The sequence below is a fragment of the Robinsoniella sp. RHS genome (genome assembly GCF_001029355.1).
Taxonomy (GTDB): domain Bacteria; phylum Bacillota; class Clostridia; order Lachnospirales; family Lachnospiraceae; genus Robinsoniella; species Robinsoniella peoriensis.
Genome location: NZ_JNGB01000030.1, coordinates 145,839 through 156,307, shown reverse-complemented (window position 1 = coordinate 156,307; position 10,469 = coordinate 145,839). Strand labels below are relative to the sequence as shown.

General features: G+C 42.8%; 12 protein-coding genes and 1 pseudogene. 3 read left to right on the top strand and 10 right to left on the bottom strand.

What is annotated here, in order from left to right:
* A pseudogene (locus RHS_RS15085) lies at window positions 1–230 on the top strand (transposase); the annotation flags it as partial.
* 221 nt (window positions 231–451) lie between these two features.
* Here the strand turns inward: RHS_RS15085 and RHS_RS31100 are convergent.
* Window positions 452–532, bottom strand: coding sequence for a DUF6783 domain-containing protein (locus RHS_RS31100; RefSeq protein ID WP_395022505.1), 81 nt, complete (start codon window positions 530–532; stop codon window positions 452–454).
* Between RHS_RS31100 and RHS_RS31095 the strand changes: the two genes are divergently transcribed.
* Window positions 497–649: a DUF6783 domain-containing protein gene (locus tag RHS_RS31095; protein ID WP_395022503.1), complete on the top strand. Its 153-nt coding sequence runs from the start codon at window positions 497–499 to the stop codon at window positions 647–649. The two genes, RHS_RS31100 and RHS_RS31095, sit on opposite strands and share 36 nt — an antisense overlap.
* Here the strand turns inward: RHS_RS31095 and RHS_RS15080 are convergent.
* The 8 genes from RHS_RS15080 to RHS_RS15045 all read right to left on the bottom strand — a co-directional run bounded on the left by RHS_RS15080 (window position 629) and on the right by RHS_RS15045 (window position 9,106).
* Window positions 629–1,768 (bottom strand): cob(I)yrinic acid a,c-diamide adenosyltransferase, encoded by a 1,140-nt coding sequence (locus tag RHS_RS15080; RefSeq protein WP_047833626.1) that lies wholly within the window; start codon window positions 1,766–1,768, stop codon window positions 629–631. The two genes, RHS_RS31095 and RHS_RS15080, sit on opposite strands and share 21 nt — an antisense overlap.
* A gap of 142 nt (window positions 1,769–1,910) precedes the next feature.
* Window positions 1,911–3,335 (bottom strand): rhamnulokinase family protein, encoded by a 1,425-nt coding sequence (locus RHS_RS15075; protein ID WP_047833625.1) that lies wholly within the window; start codon window positions 3,333–3,335, stop codon window positions 1,911–1,913.
* A 73-nt stretch (window positions 3,336–3,408) separates the two neighbouring features.
* A complete protein-coding gene (locus RHS_RS15070) occupies window positions 3,409–4,176 on the bottom strand; it encodes a DeoR/GlpR family DNA-binding transcription regulator (protein ID WP_027293759.1) in 768 nt (255 codons plus the stop codon).
* A 60-nt stretch (window positions 4,177–4,236) separates the two neighbouring features.
* The gene (locus tag RHS_RS15065) at window positions 4,237–4,581 is read right to left on the bottom strand and encodes a glycerol dehydratase reactivase beta/small subunit family protein (RefSeq protein WP_027293758.1); all 345 of its coding nucleotides are present in this window, start codon (window positions 4,579–4,581) and stop codon (window positions 4,237–4,239) included.
* Entirely contained in the window at window positions 4,578–6,395 is a 1,818-nt protein-coding gene (locus tag RHS_RS15060) for a diol dehydratase reactivase subunit alpha (protein WP_027293757.1), read from the bottom strand. The genes RHS_RS15065 and RHS_RS15060 overlap by 4 nt, the downstream gene beginning before the upstream one ends.
* Window positions 6,392–6,784: a diol dehydratase small subunit gene (locus RHS_RS15055; RefSeq protein WP_047833624.1), complete on the bottom strand. Its 393-nt coding sequence runs from the start codon at window positions 6,782–6,784 to the stop codon at window positions 6,392–6,394. Before RHS_RS15055 ends, RHS_RS15060 begins: the two co-directional genes overlap by 4 nt.
* 1 nt (window position 6,785) lies before the next feature.
* Window positions 6,786–7,430, bottom strand: coding sequence for a propanediol/glycerol family dehydratase medium subunit (locus RHS_RS15050; protein ID WP_027293755.1), 645 nt, complete (start codon window positions 7,428–7,430; stop codon window positions 6,786–6,788).
* An 11-nt stretch (window positions 7,431–7,441) separates the two neighbouring features.
* Window positions 7,442–9,106: a propanediol/glycerol family dehydratase large subunit gene (locus tag RHS_RS15045; RefSeq protein ID WP_027293754.1), complete on the bottom strand. Its 1,665-nt coding sequence runs from the start codon at window positions 9,104–9,106 to the stop codon at window positions 7,442–7,444.
* A 352-nt stretch (window positions 9,107–9,458) separates the two neighbouring features.
* Between RHS_RS15045 and RHS_RS31090 the strand changes: the two genes are divergently transcribed.
* Window positions 9,459–9,545: a putative holin-like toxin gene (locus RHS_RS31090; protein ID WP_242858446.1), complete on the top strand. Its 87-nt coding sequence runs from the start codon at window positions 9,459–9,461 to the stop codon at window positions 9,543–9,545.
* Between the two features lie 166 nt (window positions 9,546–9,711).
* Here RHS_RS31090 and RHS_RS15040 read toward each other — a convergent pair whose 3' ends face one another.
* A complete protein-coding gene (locus tag RHS_RS15040) occupies window positions 9,712–10,254 on the bottom strand; it encodes a D-lyxose/D-mannose family sugar isomerase (RefSeq protein ID WP_047833623.1) in 543 nt (180 codons plus the stop codon).
* Window positions 10,255–10,469 lie beyond the last annotated feature (215 nt).

Genomic DNA, 10,469 nt, shown 5'->3' with positions numbered 1-10,469 from the left:
GTTTACTGGAAGCCAAACTTGATGACCAGCATACACATGTGACGACAGAAAACTTAATTAATACCTTGAAAAATATGAATGTGACGAATATTCACGACGTCGAATATATGGCTCTCTATAATGGTAGCAAGGCACTAGATGCCCTAACCCAACTAACATCGCTAAACTTGGACAGGCTGCATTATAAACCAAAGGAACTGAATGGAACAATTAAAAAAATTTTAAAGTAACGTTTACATACAACAATTTCATAATCAGTATAAGCCGATAACCTCAGTATTTATAAGGTGTATCGGCTTTTCGTCTTCTTGCAAGTGTCGAAAACGGGATTATAACATTTATTCAGGGGGGTGGGAAGTACTAAATTAAAAGCAGCTACAACAAGCGATTCCCCGCTATGCCATAGCTGCCTTTTCATCTAAAACGTAATCTTGTGTGTAAATTCATTTAATCAGATGTAGGCTCTTGAGCGTGTTTTAAAATTCATTCCTGCCATCTGCACGCCCCACTTTGCGGCATATTTGCCCCGAATTCAGGTTGCGTAGCCCGCTACGCGCCCTTCATCCGGGACAAATCTACCACAAACTGTGACGCATGTCAGAAAGCAATTTTCAAACACGCTCTAGTACTAAGAAAGTACTTCCTCTAAAACACCCAGTCCATACTGGGCAAGCCTGTCATCTTCATCTCCGGTACCGCCGCTTACTCCAAGAGCACCTATCATGCGTCCACCTGATTTTAGCGGAACACCTCCGCCGAAGAATACCATTTTGTCTCCTTCGATATGATCCAGCCCCTGGAACGTCGCTCCTGGCTTGATTAATTCCCCCAGTTCCAATGTGGACATCTTAACTGCTGCAGCCGTATAGGCTTTTTTAATAGCCACATCAAAGCTTACCAGGAAAGCTCCATCCATTACATGTACCGCAATGGGATTGCCATCCGGACCGCAGACTGCTATTACAGCCTGCATTCCCTGGGATTTGGAGTACTCTTCTACTTTCTCAATCAGCTTTTTTGCTGCATCCAGAGATATTTTCTCCGGCTTGTTCATTCTTTTTAATACTTCCTGTATAATTGCTTCACTCGTCATATCCATCAGTTTTTCCTTATTAACCATAACTGTATTTTCCATAACCGGATCAGCTTTTGGTTCTTCCATTTTTATGGATTTTACACCTGCATCCGCTGGAGCAGACCTCACAGGCTGTTCCTGAGCGGCTATAGAAGGAGCCATAAGTTGTATCTGCGGACTGACAGGCTCTGTCATGACCGCATCTGTATAACGGGCTAATATAAACAAGTAGTCTGACAAACGGTTCAGGTATTGTTTTGCTACTTTGTCCGAGCCGTATTTAATGGTAACACCGGACAGATAGCGTTCGCATCTCCTGGTTACCGTTCTTGCTATGTCCACCTCCGCAGACACGGCATTCCCGCCAGGCAGCACCCAGCCCTGAGGCATGGTGAACTCACTTTCCATGCGTGCCATCTCTGTTTCCAGTCTTGTGACTTCAGCTTCTTTTAGTTTGTATTTCATATTGTGCGGGTCTGCGATACCTGCCATTACGGTAATAAGCGTATCCTGAACAGACGCAAGCATTTCTTTCACCTGAGACATGCATACTTTCGCCTTTACCAGTCCCAAATGGCTGGTAAGCTCATCTATGCTTCCTAACAAGTGAACACGCTCATCTGATTTTGGCACATTTTTTGTTTTTATCAGGTTGGTCATACCACCATCGCCATTTTTTGTCGAAATGCCCATACTTTCAAACCTCGCATCTATTATGCCCGATTCTTATGAATCTGGCAATTTAAAGTTATATCAACATGTCTCCGGCAGTCCTTAACACCTGAAAAGGAATCAGACTTTATCAACCACCGGATCAGTAAGCCTAACTGTTATCTTATGCCGGAATATGTACCTGCTGTGCAAAGGATGCCTTCACAATCTTACGTCCTTCTTCTAAGGAATGAATAGCTCCCATAGCTTTCAGCTGCATTACCACATTTCCGAGAACGGAACCTTCGATCGGACCTGCCACTACTTTCTTACCGGTTGCTTTCGCTGTCAGTTCACATAAAAGCTGATCCTGGATACCGCCGCCTACCATATTAATACATGGAATCGTCTCTCCTGTCAATACTTCCAGTCCTCTGATCGTTGCACCATATTCATTAGTAAGTCCATTGTAAATTGCCATAGCAATTTCTCCGAGCCCTTCCGGTGTTCCCTGTCCGTGTTCTTTACAATATGCGATAACTTCTTTCATCATGTTATATGGAGCCGTAAATTTTGGGTCATTAGGATCAATCATGAAATCCTGTCTCTTAGCTTCTCTGGAAGCTTTGATGATATCCGGGAAAGAAACGTCTCCCTCGAATTCACACCAGTTTTTACGCAGATTCTGCATAATCCATAAACCGTTGATGTTCTTCAGGTAACGGATTTTGCCTTCAACGCCGCCTTCATTTGTATAATTATATTCAAAAGATTCTTCCGTTAAAATAGGTTCATCAATTTCCATGCCAAAGAGTGACCATGTTCCGCAGCTTAAGAATGCCGCATTTTTCTCTTCAAATGGAGTTCCTGCTACTGCAGATGCCGTATCATGACTTCCAACTGCAATTACTTTTACCCCTGATAGACCTGTCTCTTCGATTACTTCCGGACATAAATCTCCGATAACTGTTCCCGGTTTTGTCAATTCTCCAAACAGCTCTTTTTTAAGACCCACTTTTTCAATCAACTCATAATCCCAGTCTCTGGTTTTGGCATCCAGAAGCTGTCCGGTACTTGCCATTGTATACTCATTGTACATTTTGCCTGTGAGGAAATATCCAAAAAGTTCCGGCATAAATAAGAGGCGAACTGCTTTATCATATATGTCCGGGCGCATTTGTTTATCTGCATAGATCTGGAACAGCGTATTAAAATTCATGAACTGGATTCCGGTTGTGGCATAAATATCCTTTAGGGGAACAATTTTGCCTACTTCTTCGATCACGCCAATCGTTCTGTCATCACGGTAGTTTACTGGATTGCCGATGAGATTTCCATCTTTATCGATTAAACCGTAATCAACACCCCAGGTATCAATTGCAAGGCTCTGGATCGGAATTTTCTTAGCTGCTGCTTTCTTCAATCCTGTTTTCAATTCATGATATAAACGGAAGGTATCCCAATAAAAATTCTTTCCTACACGAACCGGATCATTAGCGAAACGGTGTAATTCCTCTAATTCTATTTTCCCATCCTGATATTTGCTTAAAATCATTCTTCCGCTGGACGCTCCAAAGTCAAACGCCAGATTATAAATTACTTCTCCCATGTCTAGCACCTCTCATTTAAATTTTAGAATTTGTTTTTTATAATCATAGAAACCATATTATATAATTTCTAGTTTATTCATCCTCATTTGATAAAACTTTTACACCGCGCTCTGCCAGAGGCTTGCGCCATTCTTCCGGAATTTTGTCAGTAACAAGTATATCTCCGCTTTCCAGATTTAATACTTTTACAAAGAAGACTTCCCCCATCTTACTGCTGTCAGCCGCCAAAATCGTTGACTTTGCACTTTTGCGCATGGCGATTTTTACTTCTGCTTCCATTTCATGAGAGTCTGTGACTCCTTTTTCAATATCCACACCTTTACAGGAAATAACGGCTTTATCCACATAATAATGGGACAATACCTCCTGCGTTGCCTTACCAACCAGGGAAAGGGATGAGTCTCTAAGATTTCCACCGGTGGATATTACCTGGATTCCGTCATTTCCGGACAATTCAATGAGCACTTCCACAGAGTTGGTGATAACCGTGAGCTTTTTCATCCGTTTAAGCTCCTGCGCTATCATCAGGGAGGTGGAAGAGCTGTCCAGCATGATACAGTCCCCTTCTTCAATAAGCCCGGCTACTTTTTTCGCAATAACCTGCTTTTCTTTGCGGTTGGTCTTTTCCCTTATTTTCAGGGGCATGTCCATAGTGATATGCTTATTAAGCACAGCTCCGCCATATGTTTTCTTCACAAATCCTTCTTTTTCTAATTTTTCCAGATCTCTTCTGATTGTTTCTTCTGTAACATTGTATTTTTGACTGAGTTCCGCCACTAATACTCTTTGTTCTTTTTGTAAAATTGATAATATCTCATTCTTTCTCTCAATTGCCAGCATACGTGATCCCTCCAGATATTTCAATCAAATTTTCAAGCTGATTTTAAAGCTGCAGTCTTATTATACATCATATACCTTTTTAAAAGCTACTCTTTTAATTGCTCTGGCGCTATTTGCTCCCAGCGACCTGCACTGGGCAAAGCTCGGGCGGTTGACTTCAAATACGTTCTGCCCTTTATGCAGACCCCGCATCTGCATGGCTGCACGTGAACCGATGATCCCGATACCTGCTCCTAAAATAGACTCTGATGCCGCTTCGTATGCCAGTTCATCCAAATCCGCAGATTCCAGTTCCAATACTTCGTATAAAACGCCTTCTTCTTCAATACCTGCACAGATTTCCCGAAGCAGATCTCTGTCCGGCTGATTTCCACAAATTAGAATGGAAGGCTTTTTTGCAATCATTTGCTTCCTCCAAGATAGGAAAGCACCAGCCCTGTTGCAACCGCATTTCTGGGTCCCTCACAACGTCTGATATTTCCCCGTCCGCAGACAATCTTATAATTGGAAAGTTCCTCCATAAGCATCTGGGGAATCTCAAAGTCTTCTGCAGATCCGCCTACCAATACCACATTTGGAATATTTCTAAGATTATGATCAGGTGCCACCTGGGTCAGCGCTCTGACTGCATTGCGGACAAAAACCTTTTTTTTGGCCTCCCGCCTTACAGACGCAATTTTTTCCATTGGTATATCTTCCTCTATCTTTATGAGCTCTTCCGGATGGAGCAGTACCACATTTCCAAAATACCTCGGATCAATGGATTCATCAAAAAACTGCATTGCACCATTTTCCAGCCTCATATGAAACAGACTTTCCACTCTTGCAAGAGGATATCTTTTAATCTGTTCAGCTGTTGTTCTTGCGGACAGTCCAAGCTCGGTCTGAATCAGCATAGATACCAGTTCTCCCGCTCCAGCCTGATGGGTCGTTCTGACCATCCCCTTTTCATCTATCATAGCTGCATCTGTAGAACCGCCGCCAAGATCGAGAATTGCCAGAGGGAGCTGTGTTCCCGGGGTAGTACAGGCACCAAGCGTAGCCATCACAGCCTCCACTCCCGCCACCTTTGTATAAATCCCCAGTTCCTTTTTTAACTCATCTGCAATCTTTTCCATGGGCAGCTGCCTTGTTTTAACCATAGCCGCAATTCCCACTGCTTTTTCCATGCACATCTCTCCTGCGAGAGAGCCGGAAATCTGTACTGGAGCCAGGGTGTCAACAGCAAGTATATCTGTGATGCGAATATCCTGACCGGTCTCATCTGTCACTTTTTCCATGCCTTTTTTAATGCCGGAAAGCATATTTCCCACATTAGTTTCCTGTTGTCCGCTGATATCACGGATTTCTCCGGCTCCTGAAAGTGTATCCATAATTGCATCTGCACCCGCATCAATATTTACAGTTAGAGAATTTGTTCCTTCTATATAAATATCACCTGCAGGCAGAATATTTTCTTTTACGTTGCCGTGAGGTGTTTTGATCACTACGGCACTCCGCTTTCCAATCAGGCTTTTTGCAATGGGCGTCACCATTCTGGTTTCTTCGGGTCCAAGTTCAAGCAGTGTTGCGATTCCATAAGGATTAGACAGCATACTGATTCCCTGACCGGGCAGCGCAACTTCTATCGCGGCAAGCTTTCCTTCCGGTACACGCTCTATCTGACGCACTTCATCAATAATAGGAATTTCAATAGAAATTCTGTTTTCAACAAGAACCGCCTCGTCCGCCTGGAGTATCAAACCTTTGATTCCAATGCGCCCGCTGTATTTATTAATAATTCCTGCAACTTCATCATAGCCGAAACGGCTGGATGCTGTCAGTATATATGAGACATTGCTTTTTGCCGTTGCAATCTGTTCCAAAGGCAGTAAATATCCGACTGCCTGCCCCGCTCCGGCAGGTGTGGATGGATTGTGCCCGATCATAGAGGATTCTGTTATAATGGTTTCCGTTATGGTTTCCATTGCCGTATCCCCGATGACAGGTGCAGCCTCATTGATCCGGATCAGTTCTATCTCATTTACCTTCCGGTCAATACGGCCCATTGCCTCTAAAAGAGCTGCTTTTATCCCGTGAACATTTGCCACGGTGCCTTTGGTTCCCGTAGTCATGCGGGAAGCACTGGATAAAAAGCGCAGTTTGCCCTCTTCCGAAAAAGAGCCGATACATACTTCAGTTGTGGAATTGCCAATATCAACACCTGCAACTATTTTCACAGAAGAATCCCTCGTTTCTCGTACACCTCTGCAGCTTCCATAACCAGTTTTGCACAGTGTACCGCTCCATATTTCTCCAATAGTTCCTTCGCCATCTCTACCAGTTCCCGCTTCGTGGAACGGTTCGGGCGTAATTTATTATACATTTCCAGAATTACTTCATCCGGAACATCAACCAGTTCTCCGGCACGTTCAAAATTTAACGCCATAGGGTCATTGCCGGCTTCCTTGGAAACCTGTCCCTGCTTTTTTAACATTTCCTTAGAGATTTTAATGTCATCTGCTCTGATATTCCCTTTTCTCACTTGATCCAAAGTAATATCTGACAGCTTTTTTCCGGTTTTTGAAGTAATACTCTCCGCTTCATGTTGTCCTAATGGGTATCTCATCCTATGCTTCCTCCCATTCAATAATTGGTATTTCCTTGTCCACCTGTTCTGTCTCGCGAATATGCATAAGCGCTGCTTTCACCTGGAACTTCGCACGAACCATTGGATCATTAATGCTCTCAATGGGAGTCACTTTTTCTCCTTTTACATACCGTGCTGCATTTCTGCCTATTTTCCGGTAAGTTTCCAGTGTCATAAGCGGTGCCTGTGGAAATAATTCCAGATTTGACAAAGGATACAGATCCTTCTGGTGAATTACAGCCGTTCCTTTCGACTGCAGTCCGATTCCGATGCCGGAACCGCTGATCTTTGCTGCCTCCAGTCCCATAAAACAAACATCTGATGTTTTCAGTACTTTTACTACCCTTGGAACCATTCCTTCTTCTTCAATTCCGGCTTTCAGGTTCTTCAATACCTCATTCAGATCCAAGCCAACAATTGTTGCACCGATTTCTCTCTGAAAAGCAGGTCCCACACCGATTACTACTTCCTTGGGATTTGTTCCTTTTTTCGCCAGGGGAAAGCCTGAATAATCAGTTTTTACAACTGTGTGGTCTTTTGCTGCAGATGCGGCAGACGGATGATTGCCAAGCTGAGCGATAACCGCCTTTGCAATGCTTTGTATTAACTCTTCATTTAATTCCATTCTGCCACCTCCTAAAACTTATCCGGATCGATAATATGTGGAATCGCTTTAATTTCTTCCCAGCGTTTTCCATCCACACGGTATCCGGTACCAGGTCCCATATAATCATTCGGTGTATTTACACCGGACAGTACATTAAAGTTCTCGTCCAGAATCGCCGATGTCTGCATATAATCTCCAATTACCCGCTGTTTTAACATATTGAGTATACTCTGTGCCAGATCTTCAAATCCGCTGTCTGCAAGGGCTTTTACAATATCAACACCTGTAATTCCCCGTTTCATCATATCTTCTACAGACATAAGATCGGCTGCCACATCACGGGATAAAGTATCCTTGCTTCCATGTGCATATGCCACTGCTTCTACCTGCTCATCTGTGACCTCAGTGAGTCCCAGATATTTAAATACTGCCTGAACAGCTTTTCCTGCTTTCATTCTGACACGGATAACTTCTTCTTCCGTAACAGGACGAAGACCTCCGTCCACCTGCATATCACGCTGAATAACATTGTAATCATCAAAGTCTTCTGCATCAAAGTTAGAACCTGCAAATAAATTATCATAATTCGGTTCTGCCGCATAACCGGAGAAAATGAAATCCGTACCCGGCATAAACTGAAGCATGGTTCTTGCTGTTCTTCGCATATCTGAGTTGGAAAAACTCTGATCATTGGAAGAAGCACATTCCAGTCCTAAAAGTGCGGCTACCAGATTCTCACCCATAACCTCGCGGATTCCTGCCGGCACGCTGGCTGCTATACCGATACAGCTAACGGATCCATTCTGAATTCCCTGTGATCCTGCACCTTTTGTGACATAGAGACATCTGCACTCCAGATAAAGCATCGACTTTTTCTCGGTGCTTCCCATTAATACTTCGGAACCTGCCCCCGAAGTAAAACGGACTTTCAGTCCCCTGGATGCATAAGCAGAATTCAAAAATGCTTTGGAATAAGGAGTATCATCTCCGTCTACAAAGACTTTTTCCGTACCATATACGGACAAGGTCTCTGCATATGTAGTAAGTCCGCGGATACCAAGTTCTAACTCTGTAGCTTCTTCAACCGCACACTGGGTTAATACACCTTTTCTTCCTGCCTGGGAACCGATCAGAAGTGCGATTGCGTTAAACGGAGCATACCGCGCTATTCCAACCGTAGTCTCTTCTTCAGCAAATCCCCGGAGTGCACCTTCCGCCGCATCTGCTGCTATCTGTACCGGATCATCCTTCAGGTTTGTAATATGCGCCTGATTTCCCGGTGTCCTTCTGGCACGCATTTTCTGCATACCCATCATCATTTCTACCACATTCAGATAATTGATAACTTCCACCATTTTAGCCGGTGTAATCCCGGAAACAAGTTCCAATATTTCTTTTCTGGATACATGAATATCCACGATCATGCGGGCAATATCTAAAGACGGCACTGCCATAGAACGCTCTGCTCTTTCCACATTAATCGCATATTCTGCAATAAACTGGTCCAGGAAATCAAACTCCGCTTTTTTCTTTCCATCCAGTTCCGTAATGACACCATCTTCTACTTTAATAGAAGGTTTCGGGTCATATGGGCTTTTCATAGCAACAAAACCCATCTCCGGCCATTCATTGATAAATCCATCCATATTGACCGGGCGTTTGTCTAATGTTTCAATTCTTTTTGACCTCTTCATGCTTTCACCTTTTAACCGTTGTACCGGGTAATTGTCTGTAAAATACCTCTACTATAAGTTTCTAAAAATTATATAAGTATTATACTACAAAGTGATGTGGTTTTGCAAGTTTTCTTTTTGTTTTTTGTTGGTTTTATTTGTTTCCTGGGATTGTTTTTGAAAAACGGAATTAAGATTTATGTGGTTTATTGTAGGTATAAATATTTATATATACACCTTATATATATATAATTGCAAATTATAAGACTGTATAAATAATTAGACATCATAAATAGAATATGGTATACTAAATATCTGGAATAATCGTTACAGGGTGGTTACCCTCCAACTTCAGAAGAAGGGGGGTGATGTTATGAATACATATCAGGTATTAACATTATTGTTTATATTTGGAAGTTTTCTAATTTCTCTCCTTGCCTATATCGACAAGAAGAAATAAAAAAGCCTACCCTGTTCTCACCAACAAGGTAGGCATCGTCCATTAAGGACAAGTCCTTATCATGAGGATAACTACCTGACATGGGGCGGTTATTCCTTTTTGTATAAATATAATATCACCTGTGAGTCTATTTGTCAAATGCCGAACAACACTTTATAAGGTCCTTTTATTCCTCAATCTCCGGCATCCTTTTAATCCTGCCATCTGTAAAAATATCATACTCATCATAGCAATGCGTACTGAATTCACTGATGACTGCTCCTTTTTCCCCTGCCTGGAACCAGTGCCTGGTATTGGGATACAGGGTATATTGTTCCCCCTCTTTTAAGCAGATTTCATGAAACACGGTAAATCCTGGCTGATCCGGTAATATTTTTGCTTTTATATCCTCCGTGGCATCCCCTTCCACATATAGGTAGACCTCTCCTTTCCTGCATCGGAAGGTTTCTTCTTTGCCTTCATAATTCTCTCCTACCGATGGATGAAGATGCTCGGGACAGGTTTGATGAGGTAACAACACCATCTCCTTTGCACAGCAGCGGTCCGTATTTACATACACAACGCTTTCCAAACCAATTCTATAGATATCATTTAATCCGAAATCTGCCACTTCAATCTGCTCCTCCTCAACCGGGGTCAGAACAATATTGGCCTCCTTAAAATATTTTAATGCCTCTTCCTTCACTTCCTGATAAACTTTTCTATTCATATCTCTTTCCTTTCCTGCCAAAGCCCTGTTTTAATTTTTTTCTGCTGCCTGCCCATTTAAAGCCGGCGCTAACGAAGGGCAGGCTCATTGGCTGTTTTACGGTATGGCTACAAGTCCATCAGCCCAGTGGTGTGTTTGGGTGTGAACAGTAACCATTTTCTTACATACTCTGTAATTTTTACAAAATATAGGTTGACTGGCAATAGCGCTGTTTG

Excerpts from the sequence above, each read along its gene's own strand:
- RHS_RS15065 (WP_027293758.1), bottom strand. The coding sequence starts at position 4,581 with ATGATTGCAAAAAAGCCTTCCATTCTAATTTGTGGAAATCAGCCGGAC.
- RHS_RS31090 (WP_242858446.1), top strand. The coding sequence starts at position 9,459 with ATGAATACATATCAGGTATTAACATTATTGTTTATATTTGGAAGTTTT.
- RHS_RS15045 (WP_027293754.1), bottom strand. The coding sequence starts at position 9,106 with ATGAAGAGGTCAAAAAGAATTGAAACATTAGACAAACGCCCGGTCAAT.
- RHS_RS15040 (WP_047833623.1), bottom strand. The coding sequence starts at position 10,254 with ATGAATAGAAAAGTTTATCAGGAAGTGAAGGAAGAGGCATTAAAATAT.
- RHS_RS15080 (WP_047833626.1), bottom strand. The coding sequence starts at position 1,768 with ATGGGCATTTCGACAAAAAATGGCGATGGTGGTATGACCAACCTGATA.
- RHS_RS15055 (WP_047833624.1), bottom strand. The coding sequence starts at position 6,784 with ATGAGATACCCATTAGGACAACATGAAGCGGAGAGTATTACTTCAAAA.
- RHS_RS15050 (WP_027293755.1), bottom strand. The coding sequence starts at position 7,430 with ATGGAATTAAATGAAGAGTTAATACAAAGCATTGCAAAGGCGGTTATC.
- RHS_RS15075 (WP_047833625.1), bottom strand. The coding sequence starts at position 3,335 with ATGGGAGAAGTAATTTATAATCTGGCGTTTGACTTTGGAGCGTCCAGC.
- RHS_RS15070 (WP_027293759.1), bottom strand. The coding sequence starts at position 4,176 with ATGCTGGCAATTGAGAGAAAGAATGAGATATTATCAATTTTACAAAAA.